This window comes from Pantoea sp. Cy-640 (assembly GCF_011752635.1).
GTDB classification, from domain to species: Bacteria; Pseudomonadota; Gammaproteobacteria; order Enterobacterales; family Enterobacteriaceae; genus Pantoea; species Pantoea dispersa.
On sequence record NZ_VWXB01000005.1, the window covers coordinates 144,834 to 170,077 of the forward strand.

Annotated in this window: 22 protein-coding genes; 8 read left to right on the forward strand and 14 right to left on the reverse strand. The window is 56.7% G+C overall.

Annotated elements, in window-relative coordinates:
• From dxs to xseB, 3 genes are read right to left on the reverse strand one after another with little or no spacing between them, the layout of a single operon-like run.
• Positions 1 to 1,866, reverse strand: coding sequence for a 1-deoxy-D-xylulose-5-phosphate synthase (gene dxs / locus F3J36_RS14370; RefSeq protein ID WP_021507167.1), 1,866 nt, complete (start codon positions 1,864 to 1,866; stop codon positions 1 to 3).
• 19 nt (positions 1,867 to 1,885) lie between these two features.
• Positions 1,886 to 2,785 carry a (2E,6E)-farnesyl diphosphate synthase gene (gene ispA / locus F3J36_RS14375; protein ID WP_166719917.1) on the reverse strand — a complete coding sequence of 300 codons (900 nt, stop codon included), beginning with the start codon at positions 2,783 to 2,785 and terminating at the stop codon, positions 1,886 to 1,888.
• Complete coding sequence (xseB, locus tag F3J36_RS14380; RefSeq protein WP_021507169.1) at positions 2,785 to 3,027, reverse strand: exodeoxyribonuclease VII small subunit; 243 nt, start codon at positions 3,025 to 3,027, stop codon at positions 2,785 to 2,787. Before xseB ends, ispA begins: the two co-directional genes overlap by 1 nt.
• Positions 3,028 to 3,261: 234 nt before the next feature.
• Between xseB and thiI the strand changes: the two genes are divergently transcribed.
• Positions 3,262 to 4,710 carry a tRNA uracil 4-sulfurtransferase ThiI gene (gene thiI, locus F3J36_RS14385; RefSeq protein ID WP_021507170.1) on the forward strand — a complete coding sequence of 483 codons (1,449 nt, stop codon included), beginning with the start codon at positions 3,262 to 3,264 and terminating at the stop codon, positions 4,708 to 4,710.
• A 141-nt stretch (positions 4,711 to 4,851) separates the two neighbouring features.
• Here thiI and yajL read toward each other — a convergent pair whose 3' ends face one another.
• Positions 4,852 to 5,463 carry a protein deglycase YajL gene (yajL, locus tag F3J36_RS14390; RefSeq protein ID WP_058781215.1) on the reverse strand — a complete coding sequence of 204 codons (612 nt, stop codon included), beginning with the start codon at positions 5,461 to 5,463 and terminating at the stop codon, positions 4,852 to 4,854.
• On the reverse strand, positions 5,417 to 6,337 hold the full coding sequence (gene panE, locus F3J36_RS14395) for a 2-dehydropantoate 2-reductase (RefSeq protein WP_166719918.1): 921 nt from the start codon (positions 6,335 to 6,337) through the stop codon (positions 5,417 to 5,419). The genes yajL and panE overlap by 47 nt, the downstream gene beginning before the upstream one ends.
• Positions 6,338 to 6,464: 127 nt before the next feature.
• Between panE and F3J36_RS14400 the strand changes: the two genes are divergently transcribed.
• Positions 6,465 to 6,956 (forward strand): YajQ family cyclic di-GMP-binding protein, encoded by a 492-nt coding sequence (locus F3J36_RS14400; RefSeq protein ID WP_021507173.1) that lies wholly within the window; start codon positions 6,465 to 6,467, stop codon positions 6,954 to 6,956.
• Here F3J36_RS14400 and F3J36_RS14405 read toward each other — a convergent pair.
• Positions 6,953 to 8,719 (reverse strand): sigma-54-dependent Fis family transcriptional regulator, encoded by a 1,767-nt coding sequence (locus F3J36_RS14405; RefSeq protein ID WP_166719919.1) that lies wholly within the window; start codon positions 8,717 to 8,719, stop codon positions 6,953 to 6,955. The genes F3J36_RS14400 and F3J36_RS14405 overlap by 4 nt on opposite strands.
• 261 nt (positions 8,720 to 8,980) lie before the next feature.
• On the opposite strand from F3J36_RS14405, the gene F3J36_RS14410 reads away from it, so the two are divergent.
• Positions 8,981 to 10,501 carry an aldehyde dehydrogenase family protein gene (locus F3J36_RS14410; protein WP_127833753.1) on the forward strand — a complete coding sequence of 507 codons (1,521 nt, stop codon included), beginning with the start codon at positions 8,981 to 8,983 and terminating at the stop codon, positions 10,499 to 10,501.
• Between the two features lie 30 nt (positions 10,502 to 10,531).
• Positions 10,532 to 11,572 (forward strand): alcohol dehydrogenase AdhP, encoded by a 1,041-nt coding sequence (gene adhP / locus F3J36_RS14415; RefSeq protein ID WP_058757960.1) that lies wholly within the window; start codon positions 10,532 to 10,534, stop codon positions 11,570 to 11,572.
• Positions 11,573 to 11,628: 56 nt separating this feature from the next.
• Here the strand turns inward: adhP and F3J36_RS14420 are convergent, their stop codons facing one another.
• The 8 genes from F3J36_RS14420 to F3J36_RS14455 all read right to left on the reverse strand — a co-directional run bounded on the left by F3J36_RS14420 (position 11,629) and on the right by F3J36_RS14455 (position 20,511).
• Complete coding sequence (locus F3J36_RS14420; RefSeq protein ID WP_166719920.1) at positions 11,629 to 12,993, reverse strand: MFS transporter; 1,365 nt, start codon at positions 12,991 to 12,993, stop codon at positions 11,629 to 11,631.
• A 203-nt stretch (positions 12,994 to 13,196) separates the two neighbouring features.
• Entirely contained in the window at positions 13,197 to 14,084 is an 888-nt protein-coding gene (gene cyoE, locus F3J36_RS14425) for a heme o synthase (protein ID WP_021507178.1), read from the reverse strand.
• 13 nt (positions 14,085 to 14,097) lie between these two features.
• Positions 14,098 to 14,427 (reverse strand): cytochrome o ubiquinol oxidase subunit IV, encoded by a 330-nt coding sequence (locus F3J36_RS14430; protein ID WP_022549333.1) that lies wholly within the window; start codon positions 14,425 to 14,427, stop codon positions 14,098 to 14,100.
• Positions 14,427 to 15,041, reverse strand: a complete 615-nt coding sequence (locus F3J36_RS14435) for a cytochrome o ubiquinol oxidase subunit III (RefSeq protein WP_021507179.1) — start codon at positions 15,039 to 15,041, stop codon at positions 14,427 to 14,429. The genes F3J36_RS14430 and F3J36_RS14435 overlap by 1 nt, the downstream gene beginning before the upstream one ends.
• The gene (gene cyoB / locus F3J36_RS14440) at positions 15,041 to 17,023 is read right to left on the reverse strand and encodes a cytochrome o ubiquinol oxidase subunit I (RefSeq protein WP_021507180.1); all 1,983 of its coding nucleotides are present in this window, start codon (positions 17,021 to 17,023) and stop codon (positions 15,041 to 15,043) included. The genes F3J36_RS14435 and cyoB overlap by 1 nt, the downstream gene beginning before the upstream one ends.
• Positions 17,024 to 17,027: 4 nt before the next feature.
• Positions 17,028 to 17,951: a cytochrome o ubiquinol oxidase subunit II gene (gene cyoA / locus F3J36_RS14445; protein ID WP_031279652.1), complete on the reverse strand. Its 924-nt coding sequence runs from the start codon at positions 17,949 to 17,951 to the stop codon at positions 17,028 to 17,030.
• Positions 17,952 to 18,389: 438 nt separating this feature from the next.
• Positions 18,390 to 19,877 carry a muropeptide MFS transporter AmpG gene (ampG, locus tag F3J36_RS14450; RefSeq protein ID WP_166719921.1) on the reverse strand — a complete coding sequence of 496 codons (1,488 nt, stop codon included), beginning with the start codon at positions 19,875 to 19,877 and terminating at the stop codon, positions 18,390 to 18,392.
• Positions 19,878 to 19,932: 55 nt separating this feature from the next.
• Positions 19,933 to 20,511 carry a lipoprotein gene (locus F3J36_RS14455; RefSeq protein ID WP_021507183.1) on the reverse strand — a complete coding sequence of 193 codons (579 nt, stop codon included), beginning with the start codon at positions 20,509 to 20,511 and terminating at the stop codon, positions 19,933 to 19,935.
• A gap of 268 nt (positions 20,512 to 20,779) precedes the next feature.
• Between F3J36_RS14455 and bolA the strand changes: the two genes are divergently transcribed.
• The 4 genes from bolA to clpX all read left to right on the forward strand — a co-directional run bounded on the left by bolA (position 20,780) and on the right by clpX (position 25,061).
• Positions 20,780 to 21,094, forward strand: coding sequence for a transcriptional regulator BolA (gene bolA, locus F3J36_RS14460; RefSeq protein WP_058757958.1), 315 nt, complete (start codon positions 20,780 to 20,782; stop codon positions 21,092 to 21,094).
• A gap of 303 nt (positions 21,095 to 21,397) precedes the next feature.
• Positions 21,398 to 22,702, forward strand: a complete 1,305-nt coding sequence (tig, locus tag F3J36_RS14465; protein WP_021507185.1) for a trigger factor — start codon at positions 21,398 to 21,400, stop codon at positions 22,700 to 22,702.
• A gap of 336 nt (positions 22,703 to 23,038) precedes the next feature.
• A complete protein-coding gene (gene clpP / locus F3J36_RS14470) occupies positions 23,039 to 23,662 on the forward strand; it encodes an ATP-dependent Clp endopeptidase proteolytic subunit ClpP (protein WP_010616837.1) in 624 nt (207 codons plus the stop codon).
• Between the two features lie 127 nt (positions 23,663 to 23,789).
• Positions 23,790 to 25,061 (forward strand): ATP-dependent protease ATP-binding subunit ClpX, encoded by a 1,272-nt coding sequence (clpX, locus tag F3J36_RS14475; protein ID WP_021507186.1) that lies wholly within the window; start codon positions 23,790 to 23,792, stop codon positions 25,059 to 25,061.
• Positions 25,062 to 25,244 lie beyond the last annotated feature (183 nt).

A 25,244-nucleotide genomic window follows, 5' to 3' on the forward strand; every position in this document is an offset into this window, starting at 1 on the left:
TTACTGCGCCAGCCAGGCGGCGATTTGCTGCTGGATGCCTGCGGCGTCCAGCTGATAATCCTGACGCACTTCTTCCTGCGTTCCCTGCGGAATAAACTCATCCGGCAGGCCGAGGTTAAGCACCGGCACGCGCAGGCGTTTCGCCATCACGTATTCGTTGACGCCGCTGCCGGCACCGCCTTTGATCGCGCCTTCTTCCAGCGTAATCAGCGCGTCGTGGCTGGCCGCCAGCTCGCTAATCAGGGCTTCATCCAGCGGCTTAACAAAGCGCATGTCGACCAGCGTGGCGTTGAGCGCGTCGGCGGCGGCCTGCGCTTCCGGCAGCAGAGTACCAAAGTTGAGGATGGCCAGCTGCTCGCCGCGACGCCGGATGACCCCTTTGCCAAGCGGCAGGCTGGCCAGCGGTTCCAGCGTGGCGCCGGTGCCGGTGCCGCGCGGATAGCGCACCGCGCTCGGGCCATCCTGATAGTGGTAGCCGGTGTAAAGCATCTGCCGGCACTCGTTTTCATCGCTAGGCGTCATGATCACCATGCCCGGCACGCAGCGCAGATAGGCGATATCAAACGCCCCCTGGTGCGTCTGGCCGTCGGCACCCACGATACCGCCGCGATCGATAGCAAACAGTACCGGCAATTGCTGAATTGCCACGTCGTGAATCACCTGGTCGTAGGCGCGCTGCAGGAAGGTGGAGTAAATCGCCACCACCGGCTTATAACCGCCGATGGCCATGCCCGCGGCGAACGTCACCGCATGCTGCTCGGCGATCGCCACGTCAAAATACTGCTGCGGATAATCACGCGAGTAGCTCACCATGCCGGAGCCTTCGCGCATGGCCGGCGTCACCGCCATCAGCCGCGCATCGTCGGCGGCCATCTCGCTCAGCCAGTTACCAAAGATTTTCGAGTAGCTCGGCAGGCCCGGCGCGCTTTTCGGCAGCGAGCCGCTGGCCGGATCGAATTTTGGCACCGCGTGCCAGGTTATCGGATCTTCTTCCGCCGGTGCATAGCCCTTGCCCTTTTTGGTCATGATGTGCAGGAACTGCGGCCCTTTCAGATCGCGCATATTCTTCAGCGTGCTGACCAGCGTCAGTACATCGTGACCATCGACCGGACCAATATAGTTAAAGCCCAGCTCCTCAAACAGCGTGCCCGGCACCACCATGCCTTTCAGGTGCTCTTCAGTGCGCTTCACCAGCTCTTTGATCGGCGGCAGGCCGCCCAGCACGCGCTTGCCGCCTTCGCGCAGGCGTGAATAGGTTTTCCCCGAGAGAATTTGTGCCAGGCGATTGTTCAGCGCGCCCACGTTCTCAGAGATCGACATCTCGTTGTCGTTGAGGATCACCAGCATGTCCGGCTTGATATCACCGGCGTGGTTCATGGCTTCAAACGCCATGCCCGCGGTAATCGCGCCGTCGCCAATAATACAGGCGGTGCGGCGACCTTTGCCTTCGCGTTCGGCGGCCACGGCCATGCCGAGCCCGGCACTGATGGACGTCGACGAGTGGCCTACGCTCAGCACGTCATATTCGCTTTCGCCGCGCCACGGGAACGGGTGCAGGCCATTTTTCTGACGGATAGTGCCGATACGGTCGCGGCGGCCGGTCAGAATCTTGTGCGGATAGGCCTGATGGCCGACGTCCCACACCAGATGATCAAACGGGGTGTTGTACACATAATGCAACGCGACGGTCAGCTCGACGACGCCCAGACCCGAAGCAAAGTGGCCGGACGAGCGGCTCACGCTGTCCAGCAGATACTGACGCAGCTCGTCGCACAGGTCCGGAAGTTTTTCTTTAGGCAGTAAACGTAATTCCTGAACCGTGCCTGCTAACGCCAGTGTCGGGTATTTTGCAATATCAAAACTCATCAGAGACTCATTATATAAGTTATTTATCGCGTTCAATTATAAAGCTGGCCAGCGCCTGCAGAGCGGACGTGTCATACGACTGTGCCGCCAGCACCTCCAGCGCGCCCAGTGCTTCGCGATAGAGATCCTGCGCTTTGGCCCGCGCGTTATCCAGTCCCAGCAGCGCCGGGTAAGTGCTTTTCCCCAGCGCCTGATCGGCTCCCTGGGTTTTGCCCAGAACGGCGGTATCGCCGACCACATCAAGGATGTCATCCTGCACCTGAAACGCCAGTCCGATGGCGTTGGCGTAGATATCCAGCTGCGGCAGCGCATCGCGGCCCGCGGCACCCGCAGTGAGGGCGCCGAGACGCACGGCGGCGCGGATCAGCGCGCCGGTTTTGTGGCGATGGATCTGCTCCAGCTGGTTCAGGTCCACGGATTGGCCTTCGGCGGCTAAATCCAGCGCCTGGCCACCGCACATGCCGGCCACGCCGCTGGCCTGCGCCAGTTCGGAAATCATGGCAATGCGATCCTGCGGGCTTACGCCGGGCATCGGCTGGTCCGCAAGAATGGTAAACGCCAGGGTTTGCAGGGCATCGCCGGCCAGAATCGCCGTGTCTTCGCCAAATTTGATATGGCAGGTTGGCTGCCCGCGACGTAACGCATCATCGTCCATCGCCGGCAGGTCATCATGAATCAATGAGTAAGCGTGAATGCACTCCACCGCTGCGGCGGGGGCATCCAGGCTGGCCGCCTCGGCGCGCAGCATCTCGCCAGTGGCATACACCAGAAACGGGCGCAGGCGCTTACCGCCTAATAGTGCCCCATATTGCATGGCGTTCACCAGAGGAGAACTCTGAAAAGGAAGTGGATCTATTAAGCGCGTCAACGCCTGGTTCACGCGCTCATGGTAGGCGCGCTGCAGTTGCACGAAATCCATTACTCATTTTCCGGCGTGAAAGGGGTGAGCGGGGCGTCTTTGTCGTCGCTCAGCAGAATCTGCACGCGCTGTTCCGCCGCCTGCAGGGTTTGCTGGCCGCTGCGTGCCAGCTGTACGCCGCGCTCGAATTCATTCAGCGCCTCTTCCAGCGGCAGTTCGCCACTCTCCAGACGGCTGACAATCTGTTCCAGCTGCTGCAGTGCGTTTTCAAAACTCACGGGCGCTTCGGCTTTTTTCGGCATAATCAGTGTCGACTCACAGGTTGGGACATTATGTTGCAATCGGTCATGGTAGCCGACGGGCATTGATTAGCAAAATAATCAATGCGGCGAAGGTTGCTTACAGCAGTCACCCGACAAAGGTGATATACTTGCGCGCCTCGGATGCGGTGGCTGATGCCAACCCGCAATTATATGATTTTACCAGCTAAGTGTTGATGATTTTAGCACTTATTTGCCCAACGAAGCTGTGTCGCCATGAAGTTTATCATCAAGCTCTTCCCTGAAATCACCATCAAAAGTCAGTCGGTGCGCCTGCGCTTTATCAAAATTCTGACCGGTAACATCCGTAATACCCTGCGCACCCTCGACGAAGAGATCGCCGTGGTGCGCCACTGGGATCACATCGAAGTGCGCGCGAAGAAGGAAGCGCTGCGTGCCACCGTCACGGAAGAGCTGACGCGCATTCCCGGTATCCACCATGTGCTGGCCGTCGAAGACCGCGCCTATACCGACATGCACGATATCTTCGAGCAGACGCTGGCGCTCAACCGCGAGCGGCTGGAAGGCAAGAGCTTCTGCGTGCGCGTAAAGCGTCGCGGCAAGCACAGCTTTAGCTCGCAGGATGTGGAGCGCTACGTCGGCGGCGGTCTCAATCAGCACATTGAAAGCGCGCGCGTGCAGCTGAATCACCCGGATGTGACGGTGAATCTGGAGATTGAAGACGATCGCCTGCTGCTGATTACCGGCCGCTATGAAGGCCTGGGCGGCTTCCCGATCGGCACCCAGGAAGATGTGCTGTCGCTGATTTCTGGCGGCTTTGACTCCGGCGTCTCCAGCTATATGCTGATGCGCCGCGGCTGTCGTGTGCACTACTGCTTCTTTAACCTTGGCGGCGCGGCGCATGAAATCGGCGTGCGTCAGGTGGCGCACTATCTGTGGCAGCGTTTTGGCCGTTCACATCGCGTGCGTTTTGTCGCCATCAATTTTGAGCCGGTGGTGGGCGAAATTCTGGAAAAAGTTGATGACGGCCAGATGGGCGTGGTGCTGAAGCGCATGATGGTGCGTGCGGCGTCGATGGTGGCTGAGCGTTACGGCGTGCAGGCGCTGGTGACCGGTGAGGCGCTGGGCCAGGTCTCCAGCCAGACGCTGACTAACCTGCGTTTGATTGATAACGCGTCCGACACCCTGATTCTGCGCCCGCTGATCTCGCACGATAAAGAGCACATCATCAATATTGCGCGTCAGATCGGCACCGAAGACTTTGCCCGCACCATGCCGGAGTACTGCGGCGTGATTTCGAAAAGCCCCACGGTGAAAGCGGTGAAGGCGAAGATCGAAGCCGAAGAGCAGAACTTCGATTTCGACATTCTGCAGCGCGTGGTGCAGGAAGCCAGCAACGTCGATATCCGTGAAATCGCGGAGCAGACGGAAGAAGAAGTGGTGGAAGTGGAAACCGTGGCGTCCTTCAGCGGCAACGATGTGGTGCTGGATATCCGCTCAATTGATGAACAGGACGACAAGCCGCTGGCGCTGACCGGCGTGGAAGTGAAATCGCTGCCGTTCTATAAGCTGAGCACCCAGTTCGGCGATCTCGATCAGAGCAGAACCTGGTTGCTGTACTGCGATCGCGGCGTGATGAGCCGGTTGCAGGCGTTGTATCTGCATGAGCAGGGCTTTAAGAACGTGAAGGTGTACCGTCCGTAACCGCGGCGGGAGTTAAGCCTGGCGCGCCTGATTTCGGATGCACGGGCAAAACCCGGTGCGCAGGAATGCGCACCCTGTAATCACCGCGACGAATAAAACTGTGCGCTGATCTCGTGGGGTCGCCATTGATGGCGACCTTTTTTACGCGCGCTCTTCAAATTCCTGATAATTATAAATCCCTGCCGCCAGCACCAGCTGTGATGCGACTTCACGCGCTTGCTCTTTATCCACCAGCAGATCAATCAGCTTCAGGGCAAAATCGATCGCCGTGCCCGGCCCCTGGCTGGTCAGCAGATTAACGCGCGGATCCCACACCACGCGGCGCTCCATCCATTTTTCTTCCGGAATGGTGTGCTTCAGGCCGGGAAAACCGGTCATGTTGCCCACCGGAAACAGGTCATGCGGTACCAGTACCGTGCCCGGCGCGGCACAGATCGCCGCGACAATTTTGCCTGACAGATGACACTGGCGTACCGTCTCCACCAGCAGCGGGCTGTCGCGGAAGGTTTCAGCGCCTTTGAGGCCGCCCGGCAGGACGATGGCGGCAAAATCGTTATCCGCCACTTCAACCAGCGGTGCGTCAGCCAGCAGGCGTACGCCGCGGGAGCAGACAATCTCGCGCGTGCCGTCGCTCTCCACGCTGGCGGTGGTCACCTTCAGGCCGGCGCGGACCAGCAGGTCAATGGTGGTGACTGCTTCGGTCTCTTCACTGCCATGGGCCAGGCAAACCAGCACTGATGCGTTCGCGCTCATATTGGGACTCCTTGCGTTTAATCAGGTCGTACAGGCGGGTGTTTTCCGGCAGCGCAATCCCCTGCGCACGGGCGCGGCGCAGCAGGTAGCCGGTAATGTAATCAATTTCAGTCTGACGCTGCGCACGCACATCCTGCAGCATTGAGGAGACGTTAGCGGCGGTGTTGTCGATGACGTCGTAAATAATGTCGCGCAGGTTATCCAGCGCAATGTGCTGGCCCTCGCGCTCCATCACCCAGGCCAGCTCCTCGCACAGCCGGTTAATCTGCTCCGGCCAGGCGCGCAGCGCGCCGTTCTGGCAGTCGTGCTCAACGGTCAGCGTGTTGATCACGCAGTTAACTGCCAGTTTGCGCCAGCTGGCAGACGCGATGTTATCGTGCCACGCCACGTCCGGCAGTGCCTGATGCAGAATATCGGCGATATCGCTCAGCGCCGCGCTTTCGCGGCTGGCAGGCCCGATGTGGGTGATGCCCTGCGCGACATGTTTAATTACCGTGCCGTCGCGCATCGCCGCGTGCGTGGTGATGCCGCGCAGCAGCGGCTGCTGCACTTCTTTGAGCTCTTCGATGGTACCCATGCCGTTGTGCAGCAGCAGGATCGGCGCGTGGCGCGGCAGCACGCTTTGCAGGTTTTTCACCGCAGGTGAAACCTGTGGCGCTTTCAGGGTCACCAGTAGCAGCTGGCTTTCAGCCAGAAACAGCGGATCGTTAGCGATGAAGGTGTGATTGCTGACGTGGCCCTGCGGATCGACCACGTTGACCGAACAGTACGGCTGCGGTACGCGCAGCCAGCCCTGAACGTCATGTCCCTGGCGTGCAAGGGCCGCGAGCCAGATTTGCCCCAGGGCGCCGCAACCCAACACGGTAATTTTCATTATGCCTCCCGCTGGCGGGTGGGTGAATGGGTGTCACACCCTTAATTATAGCTTTCCGCGTCGCGTGTTTTATTAGCGCGACAAGACGCGTATTATGCATGTCACTTTAGTATCAGGAGAAGAAAAGATGCCATCTTTCGATATCGTTTCCGAAGTCGAACTGCCGGAAGTGCGTAATGCGGTGGAGAATGCCAACCGTGAGATCTCAACCCGTTTCGATTTCCGCAACGTGAGCGCCAGCTTTGAGCTCAACGAAAAGAATGAGACCATCAAAGTCACCAGCGAATCGGATTTTCAGGTGAAGCAGCTGGTGGATATTCTGCGTGAAAAGCTGCTGAAGCGCGGCATTGAAGGCGCGGCGATTGAAGTACCGGAAGAGATTGTGCACAGCGGTAAAAGCTGGAGCGTTGAAGCGAAGCTGAAAAAAGGCATCGAAAGCGATGTCGCGAAGAAAATCGTTAAGCTGATCAAAGACAGCAAACTGAAAGTGCAGACGCAGATTCAGGGTGAAGAGCTGCGCGTCACCGGTAAATCCCGCGACGATCTGCAGGGTGCGATGGCGCTGGTGCGCGGTGGCAACCTGGGTCAGCCGTTCCAGTTCAAAAACTTCCGCGATTAATCCCCTCTGTCGCGCGCCGCACGACGATACAGCGTGCTGCGCGCGACCCCCAGCGCCTGCGCCGCTTTACTGATATTGCCGTCATAGCGCTGCAGCGTTTCACTGATCAGCTGTTCATCGTGGCGTTCGCGCAGCGGCGGGGCCGGCGGGCGGCGATACTCTGCCGGCAGGTGACTTTCCGTCAGCGTTTCGCCCTCATCGGCGAGCGCCAGCAGCACGCGCAGCAGACTGCGCAGCTGGCGCACATTGCCCGGCCATGGCTGCTGCGCCAGCGCCGTCAGCAGCGTCGGAGAAAGCTGTACGCCACGCTGCGCGGCTCCCAGTTCCTGCCATAAATCACGGATAAACCCGGCGACGTTCGGCCAGGCGCGCAGCGGCGGAAGGGTCAGCGCGAACTCCTGCAGACGATAGAGCAAATCCTCTCGAAATTCGCCGGCGGCCACGCGCTGGGCCAGATCGCGATGCGTGGCGCAAATCACGGCAAAATTCACCGGCCAGCTGCGACTGGAGCCGAGCGGCGCCACCTCTTTTTCCTGCAGCACGCGCAGCAAACGGGTCTGCAGCGTCAGCGGCATATCACCGATTTCATCCAGAAACAGCACGCCGCCATCCGCTTCGCGAATTTTGCCGATGTAGCCATTTTTACTGGCGCCGGTAAATGCGCCGGGCTGGTAGCCAAACAGTTCGGATTCAATCAGTGCTTCGGGGATGGCGGCACAGTTGATAGCGACAAACTTGCCCGTGCGCCAGCGGCTTTGCTGGTGCAGCGCGCGGCTGACATACTCCTTGCCGCTGCCGGTTTCACCATAAATGCACAGCGAAACGCCGGCATCCAGCAACCGCAGCATTTTTGCGCCGTCAGCTCCCAGCACGCGCGGCAGATCATGCGTGCGACTGTCCCGCACGCTGACGTGGCTGCGCTGCGGCGCGCGCAGGCGGAACCAGTAGCGCTGCGTGCCAATGTCGACCGCGGCGGGAACGCTGTTGGCCTGCTGCTGCAGTTGCGGAAACAGCTGCTGAAACGTCAGGCTGGCAAAGCGGTCGGCGCTGAGAGCCAGTTCGCGCATCGCCAGCCGGTTGGCTGCGGTCAGCACATTGTCAGAGAATACCAGCAGCAATTCATCACTGGTGTCGATGCCCTGCGGCTGCGGATGCAGACTGAGCAGCCACTGCTGCGGATGCAGGCTCTGCTTCACCCACAGGTACTCGATCTGCTTTGCCGCTGCTTTCACCCGGTTCAGGGTATGCGGATGCGGAAAGTGTGCCGGACCCGAGATATCCAGCACGCCGGCTATCTGTCCGTTGGGCATCTGCAACGGCATCGCGGCACAGTACAGACCCTGATTGCGCGTCAGGAAATGCTGCTGGCCATCAATTTCACAGCCGTCATCAATCGCCAGCGCGGTGCCAATCGCATTGGTGCCGCGTCCGCATTCACTCCACAGATTACCGGGTGCCAGGGCAAAGCGCTGGGCTTTCTCCAGCGCCTGCATATCGCCAAAGGTGTTCAGCACCAGGCCGCTGGCATCGGACAGGATCACCACCGACTGCGTCTCCGCCATCTGCTGCGCCAGCTGGCGGATGACCGGTTGCGCAAACTGCTGCAGCCCTGCGTTGCTGGCCAGTACATCGGCCAGCTCGCCCTGACGCACGCGCGGGAAATCATCGGCGCTGCGCTCTAATCCATACAGCTTGCTGCGGAACCAGGAGTCGCTTAACAGCGGGTTGGCGTGCACGGCAGACGCGGCTGAATTTCCCTGCATGAGTGACCTCAGAACGGCGTGTAAGTGTTGCAACATTGTAGCGTTCGGGTTTCTGCACTGTTGCGATACGCAACACAGATACAGTGTTTGTCCCGGGGAACTGGCAGGGTTGCTGGCGGGGTATGATTTTATTTGATTGATAAATAGAGCATTTATCGCTTTTGCGCCTGATGAGAAAAAACTGGCACGCGCGCTGCAATACCAACACAGGCAGTTGCGCTGCCTGTTCAGACCCTCTGACCTGATAATAAGGAGTTTGCGATGCGTTATGCACATCCCGGCACGCCCGGCGCGCTGGTCTCTTTCCAGGCGACCTACGGCAACTATATCGCCGGCAACTTCACCGAGCCGCTGAGCGGCCAGTACTTTATGAACACCTCGCCGGTAGACGGCAGCGATATCGCCCGGTTCCCGCGCTCCGACGCGCGCGACATCGATCTGGCGCTGGATGCGGCGCATCAGGCCGCCGATGCGTGGGGCAAAACCAGCGTACAGCAGCGCGCCAACCTGCTGCTGCAGGTGGCCGATCGCATGGAAGCCAGTCTTGAGAAGCTGGCGGTAGCGGAGAGCTGGGATAACGGTAAACCGATTCGCGAGACGCTCAACGCCGACTTACCGCTGGCGGTCGACCATTTTCGCTACTTTGCCGGCTGCCTGCGCGCGCAGGAGGGCAGCACCGCTGAGATCGACGAAACCACGGTGGCCTATCACTTCCACGAGCCGCTCGGCGTGGTCGGACAAATCATCCCGTGGAATTTCCCGCTGCTCATGGCGGCGTGGAAGCTGGCACCGGCGCTGGCCGCCGGTAACTGCGTGGTGCTGAAACCGGCTGAGCAGACGCCGCTTGGTATTACGCTGCTGATGGAGCTGATTGGCGATCTGTTCCCACCGGGCGTGCTGAATGTGGTGCAGGGCTTTGGCCGCGAAGCCGGCGAAGCGCTGGCCACCAGCAAGCGCATCGCTAAAATTGCCTTTACCGGATCCACGCCGGTCGGGCGGCATATCATGGCCTGTGCGGCGGAGAACATCATTCCCTGCACCGTCGAGCTGGGCGGCAAATCACCCAACATCTACTTCGCGGATGTGATGTCGGGTGAAGAGGCGTTCATCGAGAAAGCGGTCGAGGGGCTGGTGCTGGGCTTCTTTAATCAGGGCGAAGTCTGTACCTGTCCATCGCGCGCGTTGATTCATGAATCGATCTACCAGCCCTTTATGGAGCGGGTGCTGGCCAAGGTTGCCACCATTCGCCGTGGCGATCCGCTCGATACCGACACCATGATCGGGGCTCAGGCTTCCCGCCAGCAATTCGACAAAATCCTGTCTTATATCAACATCGCCCGTGAAGAAGGCGGTCAGATTCTGACAGGGGGCGAGCGTGCGCATATCGCCGCGGAGCTGGATAACGGATTCTACATCCAGCCCACCCTGATCAAGGGCAGCAACCAGATGCGCTGTTTCCAGGAGGAGATTTTTGGGCCAGTGATTGGCGTCACCACGTTCCACGATGAGGCAGAGGCGCTCGCGATCGCCAATGAAACCCAGTTTGGTCTGGGCGCGGGCGTGTGGACGCGCGATACCAATCTGGCGTATCGCATGGGCCGCGGCATTAAAGCCGGTCGCGTCTGGACCAACTGCTATCACATCTATCCCGCTCATGCGGCATTCGGTGGCTACAAGCAGTCGGGCGTCGGGCGTGAAACCCACAAAATGGCGCTCAGCGCCTATCAGCAAACCAAAAATCTGCTGGTCAGCTATGGCACAGCGCCACTGGGGCTGTTCTGAGTCCGCATCCGTTCAAATGGAGAGTGAAAGATGAATATGCAAATCAAAACCACCATGAAAGCCGCGATTGTGAAGGCGTTTGGTGAACCGCTGGTGATTGAGCAGGTGCCGGTGCCGTCCGTTGGGCCAGGACAGATTCTGGTGAAAATCGCCGCCACCGGCGTGTGCCACACCGACCTGCACGCCGCCGAAGGCGACTGGCCGATCAAGCCCAATCCGCCGTTCATTCCCGGTCACGAAGGCGTCGGGCAGGTGGTAGCCGTCGGCGAAGGGGTGAAACATCTCAAACTGGGCGATCGCGTCGGTGTACCGTGGCTCTATTCGGCGTGTGGCCACTGCGAGCACTGCCTCGACAGCTGGGAAACGCTGTGTCTGTCGCAGCAGAATGCCGGCTATTCGGTCAACGGCAGCTTTGCCGAGTACTGCCTTGCGGATGCCAACTACGTCGGCATCATTCCGGATAATGTTGAGTTTAATGAAGTGGCTCCGATTTTGTGTGCCGGCGTAACCGTCTATAAAGGTCTGAAGATGACTGATACCAAACCGGGTGACTGGGTGGTGGTTTCCGGTATCGGCGGGCTGGGGCACATGGCTATTCAGTATGCGGTGGCGATGGGGCTTAACGTGGCGGCGGTCGACATTGACGACGATAAGCTGGCGTTTGCCAAACGGCTCGGTGCCAGCGTGGTTGCCAATGCGAAGCAGGTCGATCCGGCGAAGGTGTTTCAGGAGAGCTTTGGCGGTGCGCACGGCGTGCTGGTGACGGCGGTCTCGCCAAAAGCGTTTGAACAGGCGATCGGCACGCTGCGTCGCGGCGGCACCATGGTACTTAACGGCCTGCCGCCGGGGAAATTCGATCTCTCGATCTTCGACATGGTGCTGGATGGCATTACGGTGCGCGGCTCGATTGTCGGCACGCGTAAAGATCTGCAGGAGGCGCTGGATTTTGCCGGTCGCCATAAGGTGAAAGCGAATGTCGCGGTTGAGCCGCTGACTAACATCAACGATATCTTTGCGCGCATGCACGCCGGCAAAATTGAAGGGCGTATTGTGGTGGATATGTCGCTGTAACGTCGCTGAGCGGACCGCGTGGAGCCAGATCATCGCGGTCCGCTGAGGCTAAATCATTAACTGCTGGCGAGCAGCGCCTCCAGCTCCACGCGGCTCGTCACTTTGCTGTCAATTTTAATGTAGGCGCTTTTCTCTTCCGGCACGATAAACACCGACGCCACGCCGGGCTGCGCGCGCAGCCGTTTCTCCAGATTCGGTACTGCCAGCACCGCATCACTCAGCACCAGGCGCAGGCTACTGACGTACGGCGGCTCCTGCATCGACATGGCGACAAACAGCCACGCCGCAGCCACTATCGCGCCGACCAGAAACACCGTTTGCGCATCGAAGTGGCCGAAAATCCAGCCGCCCAGGCTGCCGCCAATCGCGACGCCAATAAACTGGCTGGTGGAATAAATCCCCATGGCCGTACCTTTGTAGCCCGCGGGCGACTCTTTGCTGATCAGCGACGGCAGAATCGCTTCCATCAGGTTAAAGGCGAGGAAAAACAGCTGCACGCCAATCACCAGCGTCCAGAAGTGGCCTGCGGCGCCCCACAGCACAATTTCCGCGATGATGATCAGCGCCACGCAACCGACAAACACCCGCTTCATGCGGCGCTTTACCTCGGCATAGATAATAAACGGCACCACGGCGACAAACGCCACCAGCATGGTCACCAGATACACTTTCCAGTGTTCAGCCGCCGGGAAGCCCGCCTGTTCAAACTGGCCCGGCAGCGCGACGAAGCTCGACATCAGTAAAATGTGCAGGCAGAGAATGCCGATATTCAGCTTCAGCAATTTGGGATTGGCCAGCACTGCGCGAATGCTGCCTTTGACCATGCCGGATTCGCGGTTCAGCACGTGGCCCGGCGCATTGGGCACTAACAGCAGGGTGATCACGATACCCAGGCTGGCGAGCAGGGCAATCATCCAGAACAGCGCGTGCAGACCCAGCGCGTGCGTGACAATCGGGCCGACCACCATGGCAATCGCAAAGGTAACGCCGAAGCTGATGCCGATAAACGCCATCGCTTTGGTGCGGTTCTGTTCACGGGTCAGGTCTGACAGCAGCGCCATCACCGCCGCGGCAATGGCACCGGAGCCCTGCAGTGCGCGACCAAGGATAATGCCCCAGATGGAGGTGCTGGTGGCGGCAATAAGGCTACCGAGCACAAACAGCAGCAGGCCACCGACAATCAGCGGCTTGCGGCCGATACGGTCGGACAGCAGACCAAAGGGGATCTGAAACACGGCCTGCGCCAGACCATAAATACCAATTGCCAGACCGATCAACGTTTCGCTGGCGCCCTGTAAAGCCATACCGTAAGTGGTCAGTACCGGCAGGACCATAAACATTCCCAGCATGCGCAGGGAAAAAACTGTGCCTAAACCCCATGTTGCCCGAAGCTCAACTGGTGTCATTCTATTATCGTTCATTCCAACCTCTGTAAGTTTATGCCCCTGGGACTTCAGGTTGCAGCGGCACAGGTTGCGCGCCCTTATCTGCGACCCGGCTCACCGGGACATGCAGCGCTTATTTTAGAAAGCAGGGCAGGGCGGGTAAAACAATTGTTTTTAAGCAGTGGTAACAAAAAGAAAGGGCGCGAAATTCGCGCCCTTGTCCGGAGTAACGGTCTGACTTACCAGACGTAAGTCAGCAGGTCCTTAGAGGCCGGGGCCATAAAGTCCACCGACATCATCACGCTCAGCGCAGTGATGGCGACAATGGAGAACACGAACAGTTTACGCGCCCAAACTTTATCGTTTGAGGTTTTGTAACCTGACAGTGCCATACCCAGCCACCACACGCTGACGGCGGCAGCCACCACCAGGTATTTGTAGCCAGCATAACCGCCCAGCGACAGCATCAGCGTGGCAATCATGAACGCCAGGATGTACAGCGTAATATGATTTTTCGCCACGGAGATGCCTTTCACCACCGGCAGAACCGGAATATTGGCGGCCTGATAATCTTTGAAGCGGAAGATGGCAATCGCGTAGGAGTGCGGCATCTGCCACAGGCTAAAGATAGCCAGTAAGATTAACGCGCCGGCATCAAACTGGTTAGTCACCGCACAGTAGCCAATCACTGGCGGCGCGGCGCCTGAGAGGCTGCCAATCAGCGTGCCATAGACCGAATGACGCTTCATGTAGAGGCTGTAAATGCCGACATAGACGACGAAGCCCATCACCGCCAGCCACATGGCCAGCGGGTTAGCGCCAAAATACAGCAACGCAAAGCCAGCAATACCCAATGCGGTTGCATAAACCAGGCTTACTTTCGCCGAGATCAGGCCTTTGACCAGAACACGGTTCCGCGTTCTCTCCATTTTGATGTCGATGTCGCGGTCAATCACATTGTTGAATACACAACCGGATGCGACCACCAGCGAAACGCCCACCAAAGCGACGAGAAACAGGGGGTAATCAATGCTGCCTTTTGAAGCCAGCAGGAATCCACCGATCACAGAAATTAAATTGCCGAAAATAATTCCTGGTTTTGTTACTTGCAGGTATTGCTTAATCATTACGCGTGACTCTTTAGTGGGCCATCATGTTGTAGTTGAGGTTCCACATAATCCACAGTGAGCCAATCACCACAATCAGGATAATGACTGCGGAGAAGACAATGGCCACCATGTTCCAGCCACCCTCGGATTTGCTGTCCAGATGCAGGAAGTAGACCAGGTGCACCAGCACCTGAACCACTGCACACACCAGAACCACACCCAGAATGGTGCCGTGAGAAGCACTGCCATCCATCACCATCCAGAACGGGATCGCCGTCAGGATGATCGAGAGGATGAAGCCGATCATGTAAGACTTCACGCTACCGTGAGATGCACCATGTTCGTTTACAGAATGACTCATTACATGGCCCCCATCAGATAGACAACGGTGAATACGCAGATCCACACCACATCCAGGAAGTGCCAGAACAGGCTCAGACACATGATACGGGTGCGGTTGGTGGCGCTCAGACCGCGTTTAGCGATCTGGAACATCAGCACGGCCATCCAGATCAGACCAGAGGTCACGTGCAGACCGTGCGTACCGACCAGAGTAAAGAAGCCAGACAGGAAGCCGCTGCGGTCAGGACCGAAACCTTCCTTGATCAGGTGATGGAATTCATAGATTTCCATCCCGATAAATCCGGCACCGAACAGGAAGGTCAACGCCAGCCAGCTGATGACCGAACCTTTGTTCTGGTTGTTCATCGCAATCACTGCCATACCATACGTGATGGAGCTCAGCAGCAGCAGCGCGGTTTCAACCAGCACAAACGGCAGTTCGAAGATATCTTTACCTGCCGGGCCACCGGCAGTGTTGTTAACCATGACCGCATAGGTCGCAAACAGGGTTGCGAAGATAATGCAGTCACTCATCAGGTAGATCCAGAAGCCAAAGACTTTATTGGCTCCCGCATCGTGATGCCCATGCTCCGCATGGGCGTCGTGGTGGTGTTTAACGGTTTCAGTTGACATTATTTCAGACCTGCTTTGCTGATGTCATCAAAGTGCTTCTTCTCGATCTGCTCGATTTCAGCAACCGGTACGTAGTAATCCACGTCTTCATCGAAGCTCTTCACAATCCAGGTCACGATGGTGCCAAGGAAAGTAAGACCTGCCAGCCACCAGATGTGCCAGATCAGGGCAAAACCGAAGACTGTCATGAAGGCAGCGATAACAATGGCCGCGCCGCTGTTTTTCGGCATATGAATTTCTTCATATTTTTCTGGCTGCTTGTACGCTTCGCCTTTCTCTTTCATTTCCCAGAACGCATCACGCTCGTGGATATGAGGGATCACAGCAAAGTTGTAGAACGGCGGAGGTGAAGAGGTTGCCCACTCCAGCGTACGGCCGCCCCACGGGTCACCGGTCAGATCGCGGTTCTGCTCACGGTCACGTACCGATACCCAGAACTGGATAAGCTGGCACAGGATACCGCAGGCGATCAGCGCCGCACCGCCTGCTGCAACCACCAGCAGAGAGTGGAACTGCGGATCGATGTCCTGGCTCAGACGACGGGTCATCCCCATGAAGCCCAGCGCGTACAGCGGCATAAAGGCAACGAAGAAGCCGATGATCCAGAACCAGAAAGCACGTTTGCCCCAGGTTTCGTTCAGGGTGAAGCCGAAGGCTTTCGGGAACCAGTAGGTCACGCCAGCCATACAACCGAACACCACACCACCGATGATAACGTTGTGGAAGTGTGCAATCAGGAACAGGCTGTTGTGCAGCACGAAGTCTGCGCCTGGTACTGCCAGCAGTACGCCGGTCATCCCACCAACGGAGAAGGTGACCAGGAAGCCGATGGTCCACAGCATCGCCGAGTTGAACTCGATACGACCCTGATACATGGTGAACAGCCAGTTAAAGATTTTCACCCCGGTCGGAATCGCGATGATCATCGTCATGATACCGAAGAAGGCGTTAACGTTCGCACCGGCACCCATGGTGAAGAAGTGGTGCAGCCAAACGATGAACGACAGAACGGTAATGGCAATGGTTGCCCACACCAGCGAGGTGTAACCAAACAGACGCTTTTTCGAGAAGGTGGCCGTGACTTCAGAGAAGACACCAAACACCGGCAGAACGAGGATGTACACTTCCGGGTGACCCCAGACCCAGATCAGGTTGACGTACATCATCATGTTACCGCCCATATCATTGGTAAAGAAATGGAAGTCGAGGTAACGATCAAGCGTCAACAGTGCCAGCGTCACGGTCAGAACCGGGAACGCAGCGATAATCAGGACGTTAGTACACAGTGCTGCCCAGGTGAATACCGGCATCTTGAACAGGTCCATGCCCGGTGCACGCATCTTCAGAATGGTCACGAAGAAGTTGATACCGGTCAGCGTGGTACCAATACCGGAGAGCTGGAGACTCCAGATCCAGTAATCGACCCCGACGCCAGGACTGTATTCTGCCCCCGAGAGCGGTGGATAAGCCAGCCAGCCGGTCTGTGCGAATTCGCCCACACCCAGTGACAGGTTAACCAGGATCACACCGATAGCGGTGAACCAGAAGCTCAGGTTGTTCAGGAACGGGAAGGCAACGTCACGGGCACCGATTTGCAGCGGAACCGCGATGTTCATCAGACCCACCACGAAAGGCATCGCCACGAAGAAGATCATGATCACGCCATGAGCGGTGAAGATCTGGTCGTAGTGGTGCGGTGGCAGTATGCCTGCTTCCCCGGCGGAAGCCATAACCTGTTGGGTACGCATCATTACCGCATCGGCAAAGCCGCGCAGCAGCATGACAAAGGCCATGATGATGTACATGATACCCAGTTTTTTGTGGTCGATGGAGGTTAACCATTCAGACCACAGATACTGCCATTTACCGAAATAGGTAATAGCAGCGATCAGCGCCAGACCACCAATGATGATACCGGCGACCGTAACCATGATAATGGGTTCATGGTAGGGCACTGCATCCAGTGTTAATTTTCCGAACATCGTATTATTCCTCGGCTCCCGCAGCTGCGGCGTGATTCATGTCCATGCCTTCGTGCGACATGTCCATTTTCCCGTGGCTCATCATGAACTTATCAATAACCTGCTTGAACAGTTCCGGATTCGCAGTTGAGAAATATTCCACCGGGTGATTTTCGCTTGGCGCAGCCAGTTTTTCGAAATCATCCATAGTGGTCAGCGTGTTAGGTGCCGCTTTAACTTTGGCAACCCACTGCTGGAATTCCGCATCGTCTTTGGTGGCAATGGCTTTGAACTTCATGCCAGAGAAACCGCGACCGCTGAAGTTAGCAGAGATACCGTCGAACGTACCTGGCTCGTTGGCGATCAGGTGCAGTTTGGTCTGCATACCCGCCATGGCGTAGATCTGGCTGCCGAGCGTAGGAATAAAGAAGGAGTTCATGACGGAGTTCGAGGTGATCTTGAAGTTCACCGGAGTATTTGCCGGGAAGGCAATCTGGTTGACGGTTGCAATACCCTGTTCCGGGTAGATGAACAGCCATTTCCAGTCCAGTGCCACTACGTCGATCTCAACCGGTTTCACGTCAGAGGCCAGCGGTTTGCTCGGCTCCAGCGCGTGGGTTGATTTCCAGGTCAGCACGCCGAGGAAGAGAATGATCAGGATCGGAATGGTCCAGACCACGGCTTCCACTTTGTTAGAGTGTGACCAGTTAGGGCTATACTTCGCGTTGGTATTGGTTGCCCGATATTTCCAGGCGAACACAACAGCCATTAAGACTGCCGGAATAACGACGATCATCATCAAGCCGAAAGCTGTCAGAATCAGTGAACGTTGCTCCAGTGCAATCTGTCCCTTGGGATTTAACAACGCACTATCGCAGCCGCTGAGTAATACAGCGCCTGCAATTAATGACAAAATCCCCAAACTTTTATTGTATTTCCTGAGTCTCATTTAACGACCTCAATGACAAAGGGCTCTATTGTCGTTTAAGTGTGCGCGCATTTTACGGGAAGGTTTATGCAGTGTAAACCAGCTTAAGGATGTGTCAGAAGGCTGTTGACACCTTTTGCTAAGGGTGTCACAGATGTTGCGCAGGGTGACAAATTATTAACTGCGACAAGCAGTTGGCGGCAATATAACAAAAACCAATGACATTAACCGCAGAGAAAACAGGGAAAGCATAAACCGGAGTTTTAATACTCATTTATTTAACAATTCTGCATCATTTTGGCGATGAAATTTCTACAAATTAATTGCTCACCGGATTTAAATATTACGCGGGTTTGTTAATTTAATGTTTCTATTTCGCGTTAAAAAAAATGCTATCGCTTAAAATTCGCCGGGGGCTATTTTTAAGCGATTTATCCCCGTCTGGCAAATAGCGCAGCGTTAATGTGCACGATTTGACGCTGTTTTTCTTAATGCCAGCCAGTCCAGCATCACGCCGAGCAGCACCGCCAGTAGCGCCAGCGCCATCCCTGCCTCAAACAGATGAGTTGGCAGCGTCGCGCTGTGCCAGATATCCGCCGCACGCAGTGCCAGCGTCAGTAGCCAGAGCGCCAGCAGCGTACAGCCCGCCGCGAACAGGCGTACCGTCCAGCGATAACCCTGTGGCCACAGGCTGCGCTTCATGAATTCACCGCTGTGCTGCATTGCCTGTAGCGTGCCGCGACACGCCCACAGCAGCAGCAGGCCTGGTACGGCGGCCACCACGGTAAAGGCGTAAAATACCGGCCAGCCCCACAGTTCGACCAGCCAGCCAGCCGCCGGACCGACATACACGCGTCCAACCGCTGACAGCGCTGACAGCAGCGCGAACTGCGTGGCCGAGAACGATTTGTTGCACAGCGTCATCAGCAACGCCACAAAGGCGGCGGTGCCCATGCCGCCGCACAGGTTTTCGATAAATACCGCGCTGGCCATGCTCCACAGATGCGGTGGCGTTACCGCCAGCATCCAGTAAGCGAAATTAGATACTGCCTGCAGCACGCCGAAGATCATCAGCGCGCGGAACAGGCTCAGGCGCTGCATCAGCACGCCGCCGTACAGCGCACCAATAATGGTCGCCAGCAGGCCGAGCGTTTTATTCACCAGACCGACATCACCGGCGCTGAAGCCCACGCCGCGAATCAGGAAAGTGGTGGTGAGCGAAGCGGCGAACGCGTCGCCCAGCTTGTAGAGAATGATTAAGGTGATCAGCAGCCAGGCGTTGTTGCGCTGAAAGAAATCCTTCAGCGGAAACGCGACGGCCTGACGCAGCGAGTGCGGCTCGCGCACCGGCGCCTCAGGTTCACGCGCCAGCAGCGTAGCGATCAGACCGGGCACCATCAGCAGCGCCATCAGCCAGTAGGTGGCCTGCCAGCCGAGATAGCGATCCGCCAGCCACAGCGCCAGGCCGCCGGAAATCAGCATCGCCAGCCGGTAACCGAGCACGGTAATCGCCGCGCCGCTGCCACGCTCTTCCGGCGGCAGCACATCGGTTTTCCACGCATCAAACACAATATCCTGCGAGGCTGAGCAGAAAGCCACCAGCACCGCCAGCGCCGCCAGCAGGGTAAGGTCGCGTGACGGCTGCATAAAGCCCATCGCCACAATGCCGGCAATCAGCGCTAACTGCGTGACCAGCAGCCAGCCGCGCCGCCGGCCAAGAAAGGGCGGGGTATAGCGATCCATCATCGGCGACCACAGGAACTTAAACACGTAAGCCTGACCGACGAGGGAGAAGAAACCAATGGTTTTCAGGTCGACATTCTCTACCGTCATCCACGCCTGGAGCGTACCGGCGGTCAGCGCCAGCGGCAGACCGGAAGCGAAACCGAGCAGCAGCAGGACCGCAGCGTTACGTTGGGTAAAAATACGCAGATAGTGAGATGTCATAGCCAGCCTGAAATGAAGCCCGGTCAGCGGGGACCGGGCAGGTTACTGCGGAAAATTAACGCGCGTTTTGCTTGATGAAGTTATTGACGCTGGTGTCCTGCGCCATATCGGCAATCACGTCGCTCAGGGTCGAGTTAACCGCGTTGGTGATCTTATCGTTAGTGGCGCTGAAGGCACCCTCTACGCTGTAAGTCTGACGGTAGTTTTTCACCTGCTTGTTGCCGTTTTTCGCGGTAGCGATAATAGAGATATCCGCTTTGGTGGTGATGCTGTAACGCACGTTGCCCTGAGTAACATCGGCGTACAGGCCATTAACCACGATCTGCAGGTCTACCGCGCCGTTCGGGCCAATCATGTAGCCGCGCGAGGTCATCTGCTTCTCCAGCACTTCCTGCAGCAGGAAACGCAGGTCACGTGATGGGGTCAGGGTGATCAGCTGGCCGTCGCGGTTCACTTTGGCCAGCGCCTGATCGCTTCGCTGATCGGCACCGTTAACGCTGACGGTAACGCCCATCAGGCTCGGATCCTGCTGTGGCAGCTGGATTTTTGGCTGGATGTTCAGCGTGGTGTTATTGCTGGCGCAGCCGGCCAAAATAAAGGCAGCCAGCAGAGGGAATAACAGTTTTTTCAACATACTCATTCTCGTTAGCATATGGGTTGGTTTGCAAAACTGCGGCCATCATAGCATTGCGGCACGGCGAAAAAAGCCCCGCACCAGGGGAAATTGATTGTAAAGGATTTTTTCGGACAGCCGGACGCGGTAACCGATTGACCGGCAGCCTCAGCAGGCTAAGATGCGCAGCGCAGCAGGATTTATTTCCTGCCAGACTGCGGGAAAGATAAAAAACCTACTAATATTTAAACAGATGGGGCACAGCGCTCGCCGTAGAGGAGTGTTAACAATGATTCGCGAACAAATAGAAGAAAAGCTGCGTAACGCTTTTGAGCCTGCACATCTTGAAGTGCATGACGAAAGCTATCGTCATAACGTGCCTGCCGGTTCTGAAAGTCACTTCAAAGTGGTGATCGTCAGCGACCTTTTCACCGGACAGCGCTTCCTGCAGCGTCACCGCGCCATTTATGGCGAGCTGGCGACCGAACTGGCAGGCAGCGTCCATGCGCTGGCGCTGCATACCTACACGCGCAAAGAGTGGGATGGACTGCAGGATACCGTACTCGCCTCACCGAACTGTCGCGGGGCCGGTACGCTGGCCTGAGTTTTCCTCTCCAGCTTTCTCCAAAACGGCCTGCGGGCCGTTTTTTCTTACCTCAATGATGCACAAACGCGATCTGCGGCGCAAAAAAGCAGCAAAACCGTTAAAAAGTGGTGAGTTTGCAGCCTCGACTCATTCCGGGGATGCCGCTATAATGCGGCGTCTATTTTTCCGGAATGTCTTCGGGACGCTTCTGGTGACAGGGATTAGGTTCTGCCTGCAGAGGCCGTCCCGGTTGTTGGATACGGCGCATTAATTGTGTGGTGTCTGAAGTTGACCGAGCACGTGATTTTTTGAGGTAACAAGATGACAGTTTCAGTAGAAACCACTCAGGGTCTGGGCCGTCGCATTTCGATTACTGTTCCTAAGGACAGCATCGAAAGCGCAGTGAAGAAAGAACTGGTGGAAGTGGCTAAGAAAGTCCGTATCGACGGTTTCCGTAAAGGCAAAGTGCCGGCTACCATCATTAATCAGCGCTACGGTGCCTCTGTTCGTCAGGACGTCCTGAGCGAGCTGATGACGCGTAACTTCGTTGACGCCATCATCAAAGAGAAGATCAACCCAGCTGGCGCACCGAACTACGTGCCGGGTGAGTATAAAGAAGGTGAAGATTTCACCTACGCGGTTGAGTTCGAAGTGTATCCGGAAGTTGAGCTGAAAGGCCTGGATGCAATCGAAGTTGAAAAACCGGTGGTTGAAGTGACCGACGCTGACGTCGACACCATGCTGGAAACCCTGCAGAAGCAGCAGGCGACCTGGAAAGAGACCGATGCTGCGGCGTCAGCAGAAGATCGCGCGACCATCGATTTCACCGGCTCTGTAGACGGCGAAGAGTTCGAAGGCGGCAAAGCGTCTGACTTCGTGCTGGCGATGGGTCAGGGTCGTATGATCCCAGGCTTCGAAGAAGGCATCACTGGCAAGAAAGCCGGCGACACCTTCACCATCGACGTGAAATTCCCGGATGACTACCACGCGGAAAACCTGAAAGGCAAAGATGCGAAGTTCGACATCGTGCTGAAGAAAGTGGAAACCCGCGAACTGCCGGAGCTGACCGCTGAATTCATCAAGCGTTTCGGCGTGGAAGATGGCTCCATCGAAGGTCTGCGCGCTGAAGTGCGTAAGAACATGGAGCGCGAACTGAAAGGCGCTATCCGTAACCGCGTGAAGACGCAGGCGATTGACGGTCTGGTTAACGCGAACGAAATCGACGTGCCAGTGGCACTGATCGACAGCGAAATCGACGTTCTGCGTCGTCAGGCTGCACAGCGTTTCGGCGGCAACGAGAAGCAGGCGCTGGAACTGCCACGTGAACTGTTCGAAGAGCAGGCAAAACGTCGCGTTGTGGTCGGTCTGCTGCTGGGCGAAGTAATTCGCATCAACGAGCTGAAAGCCGATGAAGATCGCGTTAAAGCGCTGATCGAAGAGATGGCTTCTGCGTACGAAGATCCGCAGGAAGTGATCGAGTTCTACAGCAAAAACAGCGAGCTGATGAACAACATGCGCAACGTTGCGCTGGAAGAGCAGGCGGTTGAAGCGGTACTGGCGAAAGCCAAAGTGACTGATAAAGCCACTAACTTCCAGGAGCTGATGAACCAGACCTCTGCGGCCTGATTCGTGAGTTAACCCTGAGTGCTAAAGCCCGCGACCGCTGTGTCGCGGGCTTTTTCGTTTCTGGCGGAAACCAACCACATTTGTGCGCTATTTGACTAATTAATCGGCAAATTCTTCGCTAAGCTGTTTTTCCGTGTTAGCGAATGGGGAAAAGGTTGTTATGCTTGAAACAACTGGGCTGCATCCCCAGATACAGGGAGAATGCGTGAAAACAGTAAGACTGGCTGATTAACCGTCCTGTTATGTCGGAACGAGACCGCTGCGCATAGTTTTCGCCGCGCGCCTCGCGTAAAATCGGTACAGAATGTTGCCAATGAAATTTATCAGGAGACGGTAATGTCATACAGTGGCGATCGTGAATTTACTGCACCAACCAATGCGCTGGTGCCAATGGTGGTCGAACAAACCTCGCGCGGCGAGCGTTCTTACGACATCTACTCCCGCCTGCTTAAAGAGCGCGTGATCTTCCTGACCGGTCAGGTTGAGGATCACATGGCGAACCTGATTGTGGCGCAGATGCTGTTTCTGGAAGCTGAGAATCCTGAAAAAGACATTTACCTCTACATTAACTCGCCTGGTGGTGTGATTACCGCCGGTATGTCGATTTATGACACAATGAAGTTCATCAAGCCGGACGTGAGCACCATCTGTATGGGCCAGGCCTGTTCGATGGGCGCATTCCTGCTGACGGCGGGGACCAAAGGCAAGCGCTTCTGTCTGCCAAACTCACGCGTGATGATTCACCAGCCGCTGGGCGGTTATCAGGGCCAGGCGACGGATATTGAGATCCACGCGCGTGAAATCCTGAAAGTGAAGCAGCGTATGAATGAGCTGATGGCGGAACATACCGGCAAATCGCTGGAGCAGATTGAACGCGACACCGAGCGCGATCGTTTCCTCTCTGCCAGCGAAGCGGTAGAGTATGGCCTGGTCGACTCCATCCTGACGCATCGCCAATAAGACACATCTGTCTGCCCCTTACGCTATAGTTAACGGGTGCAGACAGGTGAGTTGCATGCATATCGGCCGTTGCTGTGCGGCCATTGCCGTACACCAATTAGGTCTGAGAACGAAAAGAGGTTAGCTGATGACAGATAAGCGCAAAGACGGTTCAGGTAAGTTGCTGTACTGCTCTTTCTGCGGCAAAAGCCAGCATGAAGTCCGTAAGCTGATTGCCGGGCCGTCAGTGTATATTTGCGACGAGTGTGTCGATCTGTGTAACGACATCATTCGCGAAGAGATAAAAGAAGTGGCCCCGCACCGCGAGCGCAGCGCGCTCCCGACGCCGCATGAGATCCGCCATCACCTTGACGATTATGTTATCGGTCAGGAGAAGGCGAAAAAAGTGCTGGCGGTGGCGGTGTACAACCACTACAAACGTCTGCGTAACGGCGACACCAGCAACGGGATTGAACTGGGCAAAAGTAACATTCTGCTGATCGGTCCAACCGGTAGCGGTAAGACCCTGCTGGCGGAAACACTGGCGCGCCTGCTGGATGTGCCTTTCACCATGGCGGATGCCACCACGCTGACCGAAGCCGGTTATGTGGGCGAGGATGTGGAAAACATCATCCAGAAACTGCTGCAGAAGTGCGACTACGACGTACAGAAAGCGCAGCGCGGCATCGTGTACATCGATGAAATCGATAAGATTTCCCGTAAATCAGACAACCCGTCTATCACCCGTGATGTGTCAGGTGAAGGCGTACAGCAGGCGCTGCTGAAACTGATTGAAGGCACAGTGGCTGCCGTGCCGCCGCAGGGTGGACGTAAGCATCCGCAGCAGGAGTTTCTGCAGGTCGACACCTCGAAAATCCTGTTTATCTGTGGCGGTGCGTTTGCCGGCCTCGATAAAGTGATTTCACAGCGTGTTGAAACCGGCTCCGGTATTGGCTTTGGCGCGACCGTTAAAGGTAAATCGCAGAAAGCCAGCGAAGGCGAGTTGCTGTCACAGGTTGAGCCGGAAGATCTGATCAAATTTGGTCTGATTCCGGAGTTCATTGGTCGTCTGCCGGTGGTGGCGACGCTCAACGAGCTGAGCGAAGAAGCGCTGATCCAGATCCTGCGTGAACCGAAAAACGCGCTGACCAAGCAGTATCAGGCGCTGTTTAACCTGGAAGGCGTGGAGCTGGAGTTCCGTGACGAAGCGCTGACGGCGATTGCGAAGAAAGCGAACTCGCGTAAAACCGGGGCACGTGGTCTGCGTTCTATCGTAGAAGCGGCGCTGCTCGAAACCATGTACGACCTGCCATCAATGGAAGGCGTAGAGAAAGTGGTGATCGATGAGTCAGTGATCGAGGGGCAATCTGACCCGATGCTGATTTACGGTAAGCATGAAGCCCAGGCTTCTGGCGAATAAATAATCAATTACACCACGTTGTTATCTTAAAAAAGGGGAAAATGTTTCCCCTTTTATTTTTCTCACCTCTGTGACATTGAATGTCGTGCAAGCATCCCCATATACTCATAATCCTGTGGGTCTAACTGCATACAGCCTGTATCACGCGGTTCCCATCACCTGGCGGACATTAAACTAAGAGAG